This is a genomic window from Vibrio sp. 2130-1, assembly GCF_033339515.1.
Genome location: NZ_JAWOUT010000008.1, coordinates 18,711 through 33,632, shown reverse-complemented (window position 1 = coordinate 33,632; position 14,922 = coordinate 18,711). Strand labels below are relative to the sequence as shown.

At 44.9% G+C, this 14,922-nt stretch carries 14 protein-coding genes; 4 read left to right on the top strand and 10 right to left on the bottom strand.

Features of this window, described 5'->3' with window-relative positions; all coding sequences use genetic code 11:
• The first annotated feature begins 8 nt into the window (after positions 1-8).
• Complete coding sequence (locus R7Q09_RS13640; RefSeq protein ID WP_158159343.1) at positions 9-1,859, top strand: acyltransferase family protein; 1,851 nt, start codon at positions 9-11, stop codon at positions 1,857-1,859.
• Between the two features lie 79 nt (positions 1,860-1,938).
• On the opposite strand, the gene R7Q09_RS13635 is transcribed toward R7Q09_RS13640, so the two are convergent.
• The 4 genes from R7Q09_RS13635 to R7Q09_RS13620 all read right to left on the bottom strand — a co-directional run bounded on the left by R7Q09_RS13635 (position 1,939) and on the right by R7Q09_RS13620 (position 6,919).
• Positions 1,939-2,409, bottom strand: a complete 471-nt coding sequence (locus R7Q09_RS13635; protein ID WP_005376497.1) for an RES family NAD+ phosphorylase — start codon at positions 2,407-2,409, stop codon at positions 1,939-1,941.
• A 1-nt stretch (position 2,410) separates the two neighbouring features.
• Positions 2,411-2,863: an antitoxin Xre/MbcA/ParS toxin-binding domain-containing protein gene (locus R7Q09_RS13630; RefSeq protein WP_017820987.1), complete on the bottom strand. Its 453-nt coding sequence runs from the start codon at positions 2,861-2,863 to the stop codon at positions 2,411-2,413.
• Between the two features lie 153 nt (positions 2,864-3,016).
• On the bottom strand, positions 3,017-5,191 hold the full coding sequence (katG, locus tag R7Q09_RS13625) for a catalase/peroxidase HPI (protein WP_158159342.1): 2,175 nt from the start codon (positions 5,189-5,191) through the stop codon (positions 3,017-3,019).
• Between the two features lie 186 nt (positions 5,192-5,377).
• Positions 5,378-6,919 (bottom strand): glutamate synthase-related protein, encoded by a 1,542-nt coding sequence (locus tag R7Q09_RS13620; protein WP_213962494.1) that lies wholly within the window; start codon positions 6,917-6,919, stop codon positions 5,378-5,380.
• Positions 6,920-7,075: 156 nt separating this feature from the next.
• Between R7Q09_RS13620 and R7Q09_RS13615 the strand changes: the two genes are divergently transcribed.
• On the top strand, positions 7,076-7,555 hold the full coding sequence (locus tag R7Q09_RS13615) for an aminoacyl-tRNA deacylase (RefSeq protein WP_005376501.1): 480 nt from the start codon (positions 7,076-7,078) through the stop codon (positions 7,553-7,555).
• Between the two features lie 176 nt (positions 7,556-7,731).
• On the opposite strand, the gene R7Q09_RS13610 is transcribed toward R7Q09_RS13615, so the two are convergent.
• The 3 genes from R7Q09_RS13610 to R7Q09_RS13600 all read right to left on the bottom strand — a co-directional run bounded on the left by R7Q09_RS13610 (position 7,732) and on the right by R7Q09_RS13600 (position 10,405).
• On the bottom strand, positions 7,732-9,144 hold the full coding sequence (locus tag R7Q09_RS13610; RefSeq protein WP_151515627.1) for a coniferyl aldehyde dehydrogenase: 1,413 nt from the start codon (positions 9,142-9,144) through the stop codon (positions 7,732-7,734).
• Positions 9,145-9,269: 125 nt separating this feature from the next.
• On the bottom strand, positions 9,270-9,842 hold the full coding sequence (locus R7Q09_RS13605) for a GNAT family N-acetyltransferase (RefSeq protein ID WP_047101443.1): 573 nt from the start codon (positions 9,840-9,842) through the stop codon (positions 9,270-9,272).
• Between the two features lie 104 nt (positions 9,843-9,946).
• Positions 9,947-10,405, bottom strand: a complete 459-nt coding sequence (locus R7Q09_RS13600; RefSeq protein ID WP_005376504.1) for an NUDIX hydrolase — start codon at positions 10,403-10,405, stop codon at positions 9,947-9,949.
• A 169-nt stretch (positions 10,406-10,574) separates the two neighbouring features.
• On the opposite strand from R7Q09_RS13600, the gene R7Q09_RS13595 reads away from it, so the two are divergent.
• Positions 10,575-11,480 carry a DMT family transporter gene (locus R7Q09_RS13595; protein WP_005376505.1) on the top strand — a complete coding sequence of 302 codons (906 nt, stop codon included), beginning with the start codon at positions 10,575-10,577 and terminating at the stop codon, positions 11,478-11,480.
• 79 nt (positions 11,481-11,559) lie between these two features.
• Here R7Q09_RS13595 and R7Q09_RS13590 read toward each other — a convergent pair whose 3' ends face one another.
• Complete coding sequence (locus R7Q09_RS13590) at positions 11,560-11,874, bottom strand: DMT family transporter (RefSeq protein WP_005376506.1); 315 nt, start codon at positions 11,872-11,874, stop codon at positions 11,560-11,562.
• A 394-nt stretch (positions 11,875-12,268) separates the two neighbouring features.
• Here R7Q09_RS13590 and R7Q09_RS13585 point away from each other — a divergent pair, with 394 nt between their 5' ends.
• Positions 12,269-13,633 carry an endonuclease/exonuclease/phosphatase family protein gene (locus tag R7Q09_RS13585; protein WP_213970382.1) on the top strand — a complete coding sequence of 455 codons (1,365 nt, stop codon included), beginning with the start codon at positions 12,269-12,271 and terminating at the stop codon, positions 13,631-13,633.
• A gap of 284 nt (positions 13,634-13,917) precedes the next feature.
• Here the strand turns inward: R7Q09_RS13585 and R7Q09_RS13580 are convergent, their stop codons facing one another.
• Both R7Q09_RS13580 and R7Q09_RS13575 read right to left on the bottom strand, forming a co-directional pair.
• Positions 13,918-14,451 (bottom strand): DNA mismatch repair protein, encoded by a 534-nt coding sequence (locus R7Q09_RS13580; protein ID WP_318070854.1) that lies wholly within the window; start codon positions 14,449-14,451, stop codon positions 13,918-13,920.
• Positions 14,445-14,831 carry an MAPEG family protein gene (locus tag R7Q09_RS13575; RefSeq protein WP_005376510.1) on the bottom strand — a complete coding sequence of 129 codons (387 nt, stop codon included), beginning with the start codon at positions 14,829-14,831 and terminating at the stop codon, positions 14,445-14,447. The genes R7Q09_RS13580 and R7Q09_RS13575 overlap by 7 nt, the downstream gene beginning before the upstream one ends.
• Positions 14,832-14,922: the final 91 nt, after the last annotated feature.

Below are 14,922 nucleotides of genomic sequence, written 5' to 3'. Positions count from 1 at the left end.
AACACGATATGACTTACAGAGCAGAAGTAGACGGATTAAGGGCGATTGCTGTCACGTTGGTGATTTTGTTTCATGCAGGAGTTGAGCAATTCGCTGGTGGCTTTATTGGCGTCGACGTGTTTTTTGTGATCAGCGGCTATTTGATCACCACCATCGTGATTAACGACTTAGAAAACCAGAAGTTCAGCCTTGGTGATTTTTATGAGCGACGCATTCGTCGCATACTCCCCCTCTTACTGGTGGTGATCGCCGTCAGCTATTTGATGTCTTGGTGGCTATTTTTGCCGCAAGCACACAAAGACGTTGGTCAATTTGCAGTGTCTTCCATTCTCTCTTCATCCAACATTCTTCTGTATTTGAAAGGCCACAATTACTTCGGTTTAGAAGATCAAGCCAACCCGCTGTTCCACACATGGAGCTTGGGCGTTGAAGAACAATACTACATTGTCATTCCTTTGCTACTCATGCTACTCGCTCGTGGTAAAAACGCGTTTTACCTGACTTTTTTTATCACGGTATTTGTGCTGAGTTTGATGACTATTGTCTACGCGAGCAACGATCCTGATTTCGCTTTTTACATGATCTTCTCTCGCGCTTGGGAGCTGGCAACCGGTTCATTACTCGCATTAGTGATGAGAAAAGTCCAAGTTCAATCTAACGATACTCTAGCAACCATTGGCATCGTTTTGATATTGGCTTCCGCGCTTTTATTTGAAAAATCGCAAGATGGCGCGGGCATTACGCTGCTGGTGCCGGTCATCGGTAGCGCGTTGGTGATTTTGTTTGCCTCTAAAGGCAATGTCTGCGGTAGATTACTGAGCCTAAAGTGGGTCGTGTTCGTCGGCTTAATCAGCTACAGCTTATACTTGTGGCACATTCCATTATTTGTCTTTTACCGCTACGTGTTGGACACAACACAAGACATCAATATCCCGCTTTACGTGATCGCTCTTTTTGTACTGTCTTACTTCACTTGGCGCTTTATTGAAAAGCCGTTCCGTAGCCGAAAAGCCATGAGCATGCGCACTGTGTCCGCGGTTATTGTGTTGTTGACGTTGCCCTTGCTAACACTCGGCGTTATCGGTCATCAAAACGGTGGTTTTCCAGAAAGAAGCGCATTTTTCGAGGCCATGCGCGTTAACAACGGTTATGGTTTAGATTGCAACGGCAACACCAACGTTAACGATGTGTGCTCGTCTGCGCCGCAGCCCGCCATCGCTGTGTTAGGCAATAGTCACAGCATGGTTTACGTGAAGCGTCTATCTGAAGTAACACCAACTGGCGTGGTGCAACTTACTCAAGATTCCTGTGCGGTCGGTTATGTCGACATCCTAGAAGCTGCTGGCTCAATTTCTTGCCGACAGTTCTTCAATGAGGCTGTCGATACCATTCTAAGTACCCCTTCCATTCGTCGCGTTGTTATCTCTTCTAATTTCAATAAAGAGCTTTCACAAGCCGATTATGAAGCATCATTAACCAAATTATTGAATGAACTGAAAGGAAAGGAAGTGGTCGTTTTCGGTCCAACCCCTTCTGCACCGTTTGCGGTAGGAGAATGCCTTTGGAAAGCGCGTTTGTTTGGCGAGACAGAAGAGTCTGCCTGCGACTTTTCTCCCAAACAACATCACCCTCAAAACGTGGCGAAGTTAGTGAACTACTTTGAGCAATTTGAGCACGTTGAGTTTGTCGACTTGACCGATGCCATTTGCAGAAATGGCGTATGTCGAATGAGAGTTGGAGCAAACAATGCGATGTATACGGATGACAGCCATTTATCTTACAAAGGTGCTGAGTTGGTGCTTGGGCATTACCTCAACACTACAAATGAAGCGCAACAGTTCACTTACGACCGACAATAACCAAGGAAATAAACTTTTATGCTTCAGCGCTTATCTCAGGTAAGCGCTGAATGCTTTAAAGCAAGACAAAGCTAGGCGTCTATTTGAAAATGCGCGGATCAAACGCGAAATCGAGCTTTTCGGCTTTCTTGATGATCTCTTTCATTTTGGGATGATTTGGATTCACCACGTAGTTTTTATCACGAGGTGAAATCGTTGAAGGCACTTGCAGCGCGGCAAACTCTGGATGAGGATCATTGAGAAACTGATCACCAATGTACTGCGTAGACTCGCTCGCCGGTATTGCCCGCCACGTCACAGGGAGATCTTCTTCATCTAAGGTGGCGATGAGGTATTCTGGCATTTCAATACGATATAAATCGTAAAGTTTGGTGATAGCAGGATCGTTGTTTACGTGAACAAATACTTCCAACGAGCAAAGGGATTCCGATTCAGAGAAGTAGAGGGCTTCGGTTCCTTTTGAGTTCCATCGCCCTCCAAACAACTTTGCGCCAACGGGGCTGAATGGCGTGTCAGCAAATTTCTTTTGTGTGAGACGATAGAGCTTCATATTACGAGAATACCCCGTGCTCTAAACGGCCGATCAAATCTTTTACGATTTCAAAATCCACCGTGGTCGAGACCATATCAAGTGGACGTTTTCCACCTAAGCCGTACACATTCTCTCTCATCCATTTTAACGCGCGCTCTTCGTCGTCAAACAGTTCTGTCGCGAGTTTCAATAACATCGCTAATCGATAGATTGCATCACTTTCTTGCGTATTGAAGCGCTCATCGTTTTTTAGACGACGCTTGATCGTGCTAACAGGTATCAATGTGACGTTTTGAAACTCACTCTGAGAAAGCTTCACACGCTCAACAATATTGCGATACACCTTTGGCTCAAAGCCTTTGTGAACCGCATCAGTGCGACCTGTTTCAGCGTCTTCAATACCCAACATAAACCAGAAATTGGCTTTATGAGGTTGTTTCGGTTTGAAGCTTTTTAATGCTGCAGTTGCCATATCAAGCTCCTATGGTTCATATGGTCCAGTTATTATGGTTCAAATGAGCTTAACTTTCAATCAAAGTAAAAAGATAGGTAAAGAAAAAGGCGAGCTTTTCGCCCGCCTCTCTTACTTATTCATCAACCCATTTACCGACGGGCATCGTTTCACTTATTGCAAGTCAAAACGATCCGCGTTCATGACTTTCGTCCATGCGGCGATGAAGTCATGGATGAATTTTTCCTGATTATCATCTTGCGCATACACTTCCGCATACGAACGCAGGATCGAGTTTGAACCAAAGACAAGATCCACTCGAGTAGCCGTCCACTTCACAGCGTCGGTTTTACGATCACGGATTTCATATTGATTAGCACTCACTGGTTTCCACGTATATGCCATGTCAGTAAGGTTCACGAAGAAATCATTCGACAAAGTGCCTACTCGGTCAGTAAATACGCCCTCTTTTCCACCGCCGTAGTTACTGCCTAGAACGCGCATACCACCGATAAGTACCGTCATTTCTGGCGCCGTTAGCCCCATAAGCTGAGCACGATCTAATAAAAGCTCTTCTGGCTTAACCGCGTAGTCTTTCTTCAACCAATTTCGGAAACCGTCAGCAACAGGCTCAAGTACTTCGAACGATTCCACATCCGTCATCTCTTGGGTGGCATCACCTCGGCCTGGCGCGAATGGTACGGAAACATCATGACCTGCGGCACGCGCAGCCAGTTCAATACCTACGTTACCAGCAAGCACGATAGCATCTGCAACACTACAGCCCTCTTCTGCTGCTATTTTTTCTAACACCGCAAGAACACGTCTTAGACGTTCAGGTTCGTTCCCTTGCCAATCTTTTTGCGGAGCCAAGCGAATTCTCGCGCCATTTGCACCGCCTCGGCGGTCAGAGCCACGGTAAGTACGCGCACTATCCCACGCCGTACTTACTAACTCACTAATGGATAGGCCACTTGCTTCGATTTTTGTTTTTACTAAATCAACATCGTAGTCTGTCTTACCTGCGGGCGTTGGGTCTTGCCAAATAAGATCTTCGCTTGGCACATCAGGGCCGAAATAACATGATTTTGGTCCTAGATCGCGGTGTGTCAACTTAAACCAGGCACGAGCAAAAACGTCATCAAAGTACGCAGGGTCATTTTGGAACTTTTCTGCAATCTTACGATATTCAGGGTCCATTTTGAGCGCCATATCGGCGTCGGTCATGATTGGATTGTAGCGCTTAGAACCGTCTTCAACATCGACAGGCTTGTCTTGTTCTTCAATGTCGATGGGCTCCCATTGCCACGCGCCGGCTGGGCTCTTTTTCAGTTCCCAGTCATACTTAAATAGTAGGTGGAAGTATCCGTAATCCCATTGTGTAGGGTGTGTTGTCCAAGCACCTTCAATACCACTCGTTACCGCGTCACGGCCAATGCCACGTGTTTTGTGATTAATCCAGCCAAGACCTTGCTCATGAACGTCTGCTGCTTCGGGCTCTGGGCCAAGGTTTGCGGCATCACCATTACCATGACACTTACCCACCGTGTGACCACCAGCTGTGAGCGCGACGGTTTCTTCATCGTTCATTGCCATTCGCGCAAAGGTCACTCGCATGTCATGTGCTGTTTTGAGAGGATCTGGGTTACCGTCTACCCCTTCAGGGTTCACATAGATAAGACCCATCATTACCGCAGCAAGCGGGTTTTCTAAATCTCGCTCACCAGAGTAGCGGCTGTTATCAGCGTCACTTGTGGCTAACCATTCTTGCTCAGACCCCCAGTAAGTGTCTTTTTCTGGGTGCCAGATGTCCTCTCGTCCAAACGCAAAGCCAAAGGTCTTAAAGCCCATGGATTCGTACGCCATGTTACCGGCAAGGACAATCAGGTCTGCCCAACTTAGTTTGTTGCCATATTTTTTCTTGATTGGCCATAAAAGGCGTCGAGCCTTATCGAGGTTAGCGTTATCTGGCCAAGAGTTGAGAGGAGCAAAGCGTTGGTTGCCTGTAGCAGCACCGCCACGGCCATCCGCAATACGATAACTGCCCGCTGCATGCCATGCCATTCGGATCATTAAACCACCGTAGTGTCCCCAGTCGGCAGGCCACCAGTCTTGGCTATCAGTCATTAAATCTTTTAAATCTTTTTTAAGTGCTTCGACATCTAGCTTTTTCAGTTCTTCTTTGTAATTAAAGTCCTGACCAAATGGGTTGGTTTTGGAGTCGTGTTGATGCAGGATGTCTAAGTTCAAGGCATTCGGCCACCAATCCATCACCGACTTATCTGTAGATGTTTGCCCACCATGCATAACTGGACATTTACCTACCGAACCGCCGTTTGCTTTGCTCATATAATGCTCCTTCGTGTCGTGGTTGTGGTAACCACTCTTTGTTATTCAATAAATCGAATATCCACCTCAAACAGCGTAGTTCATACACTGTTTTTTTAGTTAACGCCAAGTCAAAATTTCAAACATTTCAGCGAATAAATAATTGTTATCAAACATGTACCTATATGCAGAAAATATGGATAGAGATCAGTTTAAGTCCATACCTGAATACTTAATCCCAGACAGCCTCGCCATGTTGTGATCCCAGGTCGCTAAATCATGATGACTAAATTCATTCAGAGCGTGATGACCACACGCCCTCGCCATGACTTTCATGAGCTCGACCGAGGATTCGAAGAAATTTTTCAGTTGCTGGGATGACTTTTCAACGTCGAGACGCTGCCTCAAATCGGCATTTTGTGTCGCAATGCCTGCCGGGCAATTATTGGTGTTGCAGATGCGAGCCGCGACACAACCGATCGATTGCATCGCACTGTTTGCTATCGCTACTCCGTCTGCTCCAAGTGCCAACGCTTTGACAAAATCCGTAGGAACTCGCAACCCACCGGTGATGATTAATGTGACGCGGTCACTTGCACCTTTTTCATCTAAGTACTTACGTGCACGAGCTAACGCAGGAATGGTGGGCACACTAATATGGTCACGGAACATAGTTGGCGCCGCACCCGTGCCACCACCGCGACCATCTAAGATGATGTAATCAGCCCCAGCATCAAGCGCAAACTGAATGTCTTGCTCAATATGGTTGGCACTGAGTTTAAATCCAATTGGAATACCGCCTGTGATGCCACGAACTCTGTCAGCAAACTTTCTGAAATCGTGAGTAGTGTGAAGATCTTTGAACGTTGGTGGTGATATCGCTGGTTGTCCCTCGGGGATGCCTCTCACCTGAGCGATCTTACCTACATTTTTATTTGCAGGCAGATGACCACCCGTGCCCGTTTTTGCTCCTTGCCCACCTTTAAAGTGAAACGCCTGAACATTAAGAAGCTTAGATTCGTCGTAGCCAAATTGAGCACTAGCAAGCTCATAGAAATACCGTGAATTAGCGGCTTGTTCTTCCGGTAACATGCCACCCTCACCAGAGCAAATCCCAGTCCCTGCCAACTCTGCACCTTTTGCTAGTGCAATTTTCGCCTCTTCAGAAAGTGCGCCAAAACTCATGTCCGACACCAACAAAGGAATGGCGAGTCTGAGCGGCTTACGCGCGTTTGGTCCCACAATCAACTCGGTAGACACAGGAACGTCTTCCAACAACGGTTGTGTCGCCATTTGCGCCACCATAATTTGTATAGCATCCCAATGTGGTAGCAAATGCCTAGGAACCCCCATTGCAGCCATCGGACCATGATGACCGAGTTTAGAGAGTCCTTCTCTCGCTAATTGGTGGATAAACTCGAGGGTTGGTTCTTCTTGAGTAGCAGACGCCGTTGGTTTGTCTCTTTTCTCTCGCTTTTGTTCCGGTCCCTCTTTACCGACTTGCTCTGCGGTAAATCGCTTGTGTGTACCATCACAAAAAGGAGCATTGGCGGTATGCTTACATTGGCAGAGATAGGCATCTTCGTCTTTTTCCGCACTAAAGCTCATTGGCTTTAAGCCGGTTCCCGAATGAGACCCATCGCAGTAAGGTTGTTTTTTAGAACGCCCACATCGGCAGAAGTAATATTCTTGCCCAGCTTTCAACTCTACTTTGATCGGCTTGTTATCAGCGATGATTGGCTTGCTCATGTTGCCCCCTATTTATTATTGTTAACCATGCTTTCTCGCTGGCTTGCAATAAGCGTAGAACAGGAGCGTAAAGAGCGTCAGTGTCGCCGAGTAAAATGCGCGATTGTCGCCCGACTAACCTATACTTTTTATGGGTCTCATACACGTGGAGGCTATATGACGATTGCAACCCGATTAGATGAATATTTGACTGAGCATAACATTCACTTTCAAACCGTGAATCACAGCCACAGTCATAGCTCGCTACAAAGTGGTGTTGCAGCAGGTGTGCCTTTAATGAATATCGCAAAAGGTGTGATTCTAGAGGATCATGAAGGGCGTCATATGATGGCGGTCTTACCTGCCAACAACAAAATCAGTTTGTCGCGATTAAACGACGAATTTAATGCCACCTTCCACTTGGTGAAAGAGCGTATGGTTTACCGACTCTTCACCGATTGTGAACACGGCGCTATTCCACCGATTGGTAGCCCTTACCACATGTCGACAGTTTGCGATGAAAGACTGGCAAACTTGGAACATGTCTACCTTGAAGCTGGCGATCATGAAACTCTGATTAAGCTGGACAGAAAGGCGTTTAAAGAACTGATGAACGACTGTAGATATCTAAGATTCAGCAGTGAAGTTCTGCATTAAACTTGCCAAAATCTCTCGACATTTCCTGAACAAGGCTCTTTCAACAAGAGCCTTTATTTGTTGTGTTGGTAGCACGCGAAGGAAGTTTCTCGAACTTTGCTGCCCAGCGTTTCAGAGCATATAGAAACAAAAAACCGCCTATTCGGGCGGTTTTTTTATCAATCAAATCATAATTATTATCGAACAAAGATCTTTTGGATCGCTTTTATCGCCATAGCCCTACGGCGCATTAATACGCTCGTTCTTGGCAACCATTTCGGTGTGTAAAGAATGGTTTTCGCATGACTAAAAGTTCTGAATCCTTCCTCTCCGTGATAATGCCCAATACCCGATTCACCAACGCCACCAAAAGGCGCATCTTCAGCGCCAACATGTAAAACCGTATCATTAACGCCGACGCCACCACTGTGGGTGTTGCGTACAATATGTTTGATGGTCGATTTGTCGTCCGACATAACATACAGCGCAAGTGGTCTTTGGTGCTGATTAATGTAGTCAATCGCTTCATCAACGGCATTGTAGGGCTTAACAGGTAGAAATGGCCCGAAGATCTCCTCTTGCATGATTCGCATATTCGGCGACACATCCGTGACCAAATGAGGATACAGAAGTCGTTCCTCTTGGGGCGACGCCTCAACAGTGTGAAGGTTAGCACCTTGCGCTTTTGCATCCTCAAGTAGCGCAGTCAAACGATCATATTGTCGTTGGTTGACAATATGGGTCAGCTTTTGATTCTTGTTGGATTTTAAATAGAGCTTTTCAAAACGTTTTAAGAATAGCGAAATGAACTCTTCGACACGTTCTTGCGGTACAAACGCGTAGTCAGGCGCGACACAAATCTGGCCTGCATTAATGCATTTACCAAACAAGACAGCATCAACGGCTTTCTTCATGTCTGCATCTTTTGCAATGATCACCGGGGACTTTCCACCCAACTCTAACGTCACCGGGGTAAGGTTTTCCGCTGCCGCTTTTGCCACTGCGCGACCAACACTCGTAGAACCCGTGAACAAAAGGTGATCGAATGGCAGTTGGCTGAATGCTTGTGCGACGTCTGCTTCACCCTCAAAAACTTCGACATACTCAGACAACCCACGGCAAATATCGACGATGACTTTATTGGTTTTTGGCGTAAATTCGCTGAGCTTCATCATCACGCGGTTGCCAGCAGCCAATGCTGTCACTAAAGGCGCAAGGCTCAAAATCACAGGAAAGTTCCACGGTGAAATGATCCCGACGACACCTAACGGTTGATACTGAACGGTGACTTTAGAAGGTGCGAGCAATAAGCCGGATTCGCGCTTGCTGGGTTTGCACCATTTTTTTAGTCGTTTGAGGGTATAATTAATATGCGAGACCGTTGGCAAAACGTCGGTCATGGCGGTATCAAATTCTGAGCGATAGCCAAAATCGTCACTTAACGCTTCAACCAAAGCTTGTTTGTTCTCAAGCAGCGATTTTTTTAACAAAACGAGGCGCTGTTTACGTTCATCCAAACTAGGATAAGGCTCGGCTGCATATGCCGCTTTTAAGCGTTCGAGGCTTTGCTGTAACAAGTTATCTACTTCAACCTCTGTGATTGCGTTCATGATGCTTCTCCTAGCCTAGTTTCTGCCAATGACGCCCCAAGTTAACACGAGCGCAACAATGTTACTATTGTAGCGCTCGTGAAGTTAGAGTTCGAACTCTGATTAAAATATTTCTGGGGTGGATACTACATCAAACGTAGTTCATAAATGCCTAGTCGTTGAGAGCGGTCAAGCATATCGAACTCATGATCAACGTATTCTTTTAATGTGGCGCCTGCACGCTCAGCAATATTGATGCTAGCGATGTTATCTTCCATACAATGGAACTGAATGAATTGTGCGTGCCCTTTCTGCTTCAAAAAAGGGATCAATACTGCGAGCACTTGATCAATCACACGATGGCCTCGCCCATTGTTGGCAAGCCAGTAGCCAATTTCAGTAACACGCGTATGTGAATCCACACCTTTAATGCCAATAACACCCGTAAGCTGCTCATCAAAATAAATTGCACACCAGTGGGAATCCAGCGCGTTACTGTTCACTCGCTGGGAAATGTAGTTCACGGCCTCTCTATGATTCGTGACAGAATCCGTCCAAGGTAGATAGCCCTCAAGGCTCTCTCGGTGAGTGTTCACAACCTCTAGTAAAGCGGACGCGTGTTTCGTGTTGAGGGGCTCAATTGAGACCCTTTGCGAGACGGAAAAACGCTTCTGTAAGTGATTTCCTTGATACGTCTCTTGGCATGTGACTTCATCCATAGATGTTATTCCTTTTTATTGTGAACGCTCAGCGCAAATCCTAACGCTTCATTTTATGAGAACAAACCTCTCTATAAAAACTAATCAAAGCCGTTGCCGTTCATTTAGCCCTTTTGATCGATCAGCGTAAATGGCGTTAGTGATGCCACATCTACATAATGTTTCCATACATGTTCATATAGGTGATGCTGATTGGCAAACGGAGCCAGCTGCTTAGCTTCTTCAAGCGTACACCAGCGATACTCTGTATGCTCTTCGTTAAGAACAACTGATTGGTTAGGCGGACAAAATAGCACAAAACATGGGATAACCATGATACGGTTATTTTTTGCTTCGTAGAACTGCTCTAGGAAGTCTGCTGTATGTAACTCAACTTGGTCAATTAGTGTCTCTTCTTTTAACTCTCTTAAAATGGTTTGCCACCCGGCTTCACCCGCTTCGATACCACCTGCAACATGGCACCAATAGCCACCTTTTACGCGTTTGAGTAACAGCATTTTTTCTATACCATCAATTTTTGAAATGACAACGCCTGAAACATGCGTTGCTTTTATCGGGATCATGTAAGCTCCTTAAATATCGAGTTTTTATTGTTACGCTGAAGAGAGGCAGATTAATTGCTACGTATTCTACTGTTTATTCATCTTGTCGACAGAAGTGTTTGAGTTGAGAGGATTTAATCGCTAACTAAGTATGCTAAAGTGAGATCTGTCGCAACAAATGAGCAGTAAAATGTCCAATTCATTCAACACTATGATTCCCATCGGTGTGCGCTTTATGGTGCTTTCCGCGTTCGGCTTTGCTCTGATGTCGGCTACAGTAAAGCACGTCGGCAACTACGGTATCCCCGTTTTTGAAATCGTTGCAGCAAGAGCGCTCGTTTCACTTATCATTAGTTATTTCGATGTAAAGCGAAAACGAATTTCTGTATGGGGCAATAATAAGCCATTACTATTTGCACGCGGTGCTGTGGGCACGATGGCTCTGATGTGTGTATATTATTCAGTGACCACCTTACCTTTGGCAGAAGCGACGATATTCCAATATATTCATCCGGTGTTTACTGCACTACTCGCCGTATTTTTCTTGAAAGAGCGCATCCAGCCGTCAACTTTCCTTTGTATTGCGTTGTGCTTACTCGGCATCTATATCATGGTAAGCCCAGAAACGGGGCAAGGCTCAGATAGCGCTTTACCAATGTTTAGCGTCATGATTGCGATCTTAGGCGCATTTGGTAGCTCAATTGCCTACGTCATTGTCAGAAAACTGAGTCAGACAGAAGACAGCTCAGTGATCATTTTCTATTTCCCGTTGGTTGCTCTCCCCGCTTCACTCTTACTGATTGGCGACGATTTTGTAATGCCCGATCTATATCTGACTTTCATGTTGGTTCTAGTTGGTGTCTTTACCCAAATTGGGCAATTGGGGTTAACCAAAGCGATGCAAACTCAACAAGCGGGTAAAGCCTCCGCTTATTCGTATATCCAGATCGTATTTTCTGTGTTGTTGGGCATCATTTTCTTTGGCGAGGTTCCGATCATTTGGACGTACGTCGGTGGCGGTCTGATTGTTACAGGCGCATTAATTAATGCGTTTGGTCATCACTTACGGTTACCTTTTATTAAGCGCAACGCTTGATATACCTCGCCAGAACCGTAAACACGACATTTAGAAAAACAGCCAGAGTGACTCTGGCTGTTTTGTGTTTAGCCTAACGTTAAGCTGATATTTTTAACCCTGCGATACCAGCGACAATCATTAGCAAGCTTAAGGCTTTGATAAGTGTTGCTGGCTCATTGAACAGATAAATACTCACGACTGCCGTGCCTATTGCGCCAATCCCTACCCATACTCCATAAGCAATGCCTAAAGGCAAGGTTCTTAACGCAATGCCAAGCAACCAAAAGCTCAATAACATAAAGACAATAGTGAATGCCGAAGCACCGAATTTGGTAAACCCTTGTGAATATTTAAGACCGACAGCCCATGCGATTTCACACAAGCCCGCAATGAAGAGAATTCCCCAAGCCATGTCACATTTCCCAACGAGATGGGGTCGTCCCCGAGAAAAGATAGAGCGGTGAGGTCGTCCTCACTTCTGATTGACTGCTTATTATATACGGAAATCTAAACATAAAAAATAAAACACGGCGATAAGCATACAACTCAAACATCTCATGCACGCTTAAATTCTACGCTTTTCTTTTTAACGGTGGCGGACTCTCTATTTCGCATCAATAACGACACCGTTTTTTAACAATTTACATATAACCTTCTGGTGTTGAAAGTGTTGCATTTATTGCACAAATCACACAAAAACTAATTGAACATGTAAATATGAAAACGTTTGTGTGACTAATATCGCTTAAAACAATGACTGATGACTTTAATATTCAGCCGAATTAATTATAAGGTATGACGTACCCATGAAAGCAATCAAAACCTCTATCGCTGTCCTTGTTGGCGCCGCTCTACTATCTGGATGTAATGACGACACTGAATACGTCAATGTTCAGCCTAAAGAAGTAAAAATAGCGACTTACAACCTCTCTTTTGACCGCGCTACCTTCGAAACTTTGGTAGGTGAAATGCAAATTGAACCAACGCAGCAAACTGCGTTGGTCACCTCTTATTTAGACGGTTCAATCGCAGCCGAAGACAAAACCACTGCGGAAAAAGTCATTCAAATTCGTAACGTTGCAGCAATCATTCAAAAGAATCGTCCTGATGTTCTTATGATGGCGGAATACAACAACGACGGAACAGGGGAAAACAAAGCAGCCATTGAAGGATTCCAGAAGAACTACTTGTCTGTCGCGCAAAGTATCGATGGCGCGGGCGGTGAAGCAAACCTTGAGCCTATTGAATACCCTTATGCTGAATCTTATTCAACTAATACAGGGTTGTTGAGTGAGTTTGATCTCGACAACAACGGAACCGCAGGTCAAATGCCAGGTGATGCATGGGGCTTTGGCATGTACCATGGTCAATATGCATTTGCCCTTATGTCTAAGTATAAAATTGACACAGCAAACACACGTACATTCCAAGCATTTAAATGGAAAGATATGGAAGGTGCGAAAATTCCAACCATTACTATCTGCGATGGCTCGCAAAAGATTCCAGACGGCATGAAGTGTGGTGATGAATGGTACTCAGCGGAAGAATGGGATCAAGTGCGTCTATCTTCGAAAAACCACGTTGACGCACCAATCATCATTCCAACTCGCAACGGCGAAGAAGTTGTACACTTGTTGATGTCTCATCCTACTCCACCAGTATTCGACACCGGTAAAAACAAAGCGCAAAACGCAGCAGAAGTGGAGTTTTGGCATCATTACATTCAAGGCAAAGACTATTTTTACGACGATGCGGGTAAAACAGGTGGCTTAACGAACGGCGCTAAATTCGTAATGATGGGTGATCAAAACCTTGATCCAGTGTCTGGTGACGGTATTAGCTCTGTAATGCAGGAGCTGCACAACGATCCATTGGTTAACCAAACCGTGATGAATGGTGAGCTTTACCCAACAAGCTTTGGTGCAGCTGAACACGCTGTTGACCACAGTTCAACTCACCCATATCCGAATCGCATCACTTCAACGTTTGGCTTAGGGGTAGACTATGCCTTGCCTTCAGCAAATTTGAATGTAATAGACTCTGGTGTGTACTGGTCAGCGTCTTATGAAGAAGGCCGTAAACTATTTAACGATGCACGTATCGGTAAGTATGGTGATGGTAAGGATGTATCTTCCGACCATCGCATGATCTGGATTAAAGCACAGTTCTAGACTGCATAAAAAAAAGCCAACCACAAGGAGTCGTGATTGGCTGTATATATTTGTGAACAAGATGGTTCACTAACAACGTCAGTTGGCTAGGTGACCCTCGGCTTAGAAAGGGTCACTCATACTAAAGCATGAGACGTGCCAACTTTTCAGCGCACAAAAACAGGTTGTTATTTAATCACTTTCATTAAAACTTAACCAATAGCTACTGTTTGCTCACAGAATAAATTGCAATTTGCAAACTACCATTGGCATTTCGCAATAAACCTGATCTTTAGCTCTTGCTTTTATTGCTTCCTAGCTAAGTCGCGTGCAAGGATTAACGCAAGTCCGAATACTTGCAAGAAGAGTCCGATATTCTTGTACCAAGCGATCTTTTCATCCTGCTTTGCCATTACCTCATTGAGCCCTACATTCTCAATGTAGTAATTATCGATGCGGTCTCTATACGAAGCTTGTGCCTGATTTATCTTTGACATCAGTCGAGGAAGTTGATCAATTTTTATTTCATCCGACTCGTTGAGAACCCAAGAAGATAAATGCCCTGCTAATACCTCTTCTAGCTCTAAAGGTATCGCTACGCTCTGACTTATGTGCACATGCAGCAGTAAAGCTTCTCTTTTCCTTTCTAGGGTTTCCACACTGTTCCATGCGAGTTGGATGGAATACAAGTTTTTTGCTGTTTGCTCTGCGAGCTGCGATTGCTGTTTACCCAACTTATCAAGGACTAAGCTAGTAACGATGATCGCGCCAATATTCAGTACTAATCCAATCAGGACGAGTACCCAAGGTGGTGGAATGTAACGTCGCAGACTTACCATAACTTATCGTATGGCAGGTAAATCATATTTAACACAACCAATGAAAGTATCACCAGAAATGTCACCTGCATCCCTCTAATGCGCTTTTTCAAGTCTTTTTTCAATATGCCTTTAGCATGAATAACTCGACCAATTACAAAAATAATACCGGTGAGATGTATCCATGTTGGGTAAGCACTATTAAATTCTAAAAGTGCCATTAAAATCAGGGTGATGGGGATATATTCTGTCGCATTACTCTGGGCACTACGAGCAATTTGTAGAGCCTCTACCCCACCATCGGCATAAGCAATTTGATTTAAGCGACGTTGCTTAATTACTTGAACAGCCAACCAAATAATGAGTATTGCGAGAATGTTGGCATACAGAGCTGTGATCATATGTCGTCCTTCTTGATCTGGTTTTCACTTATATAAGCGTGTCACTTGGCTATAACTATAGCGGTATCATTATGATAATGCGTCAAATAAT

Bases quoted from the DNA above. Each gene is read 5' to 3' on its own strand.
- R7Q09_RS13640 (WP_158159343.1), top strand. From the start codon at position 9: ATGACTTACAGAGCAGAAGTAGACGGATTAAGGGCGATTGCTGTCACG.
- R7Q09_RS13635 (WP_005376497.1), bottom strand. From the start codon at position 2,409: ATGAAGCTCTATCGTCTCACACAAAAGAAATTTGCTGACACGCCATTC.
- R7Q09_RS13630 (WP_017820987.1), bottom strand. From the start codon at position 2,863: ATGGCAACTGCAGCATTAAAAAGCTTCAAACCGAAACAACCTCATAAA.
- katG (WP_158159342.1), bottom strand. From the start codon at position 5,191: ATGAGCAAAGCAAACGGCGGTTCGGTAGGTAAATGTCCAGTTATGCAT.
- R7Q09_RS13620 (WP_213962494.1), bottom strand. From the start codon at position 6,919: ATGAGCAAGCCAATCATCGCTGATAACAAGCCGATCAAAGTAGAGTTG.
- R7Q09_RS13615 (WP_005376501.1), top strand. From the start codon at position 7,076: ATGACGATTGCAACCCGATTAGATGAATATTTGACTGAGCATAACATT.
- R7Q09_RS13610 (WP_151515627.1), bottom strand. From the start codon at position 9,144: ATGAACGCAATCACAGAGGTTGAAGTAGATAACTTGTTACAGCAAAGC.
- R7Q09_RS13605 (WP_047101443.1), bottom strand. From the start codon at position 9,842: ATGGATGAAGTCACATGCCAAGAGACGTATCAAGGAAATCACTTACAG.
- R7Q09_RS13600 (WP_005376504.1), bottom strand. From the start codon at position 10,405: ATGATCCCGATAAAAGCAACGCATGTTTCAGGCGTTGTCATTTCAAAA.
- R7Q09_RS13595 (WP_005376505.1), top strand. From the start codon at position 10,575: ATGTCCAATTCATTCAACACTATGATTCCCATCGGTGTGCGCTTTATG.
- R7Q09_RS13590 (WP_005376506.1), bottom strand. From the start codon at position 11,874: ATGGCTTGGGGAATTCTCTTCATTGCGGGCTTGTGTGAAATCGCATGG.
- R7Q09_RS13585 (WP_213970382.1), top strand. From the start codon at position 12,269: ATGAAAGCAATCAAAACCTCTATCGCTGTCCTTGTTGGCGCCGCTCTA.
- R7Q09_RS13580 (WP_318070854.1), bottom strand. From the start codon at position 14,451: ATGGTAAGTCTGCGACGTTACATTCCACCACCTTGGGTACTCGTCCTG.
- R7Q09_RS13575 (WP_005376510.1), bottom strand. From the start codon at position 14,831: ATGATCACAGCTCTGTATGCCAACATTCTCGCAATACTCATTATTTGG.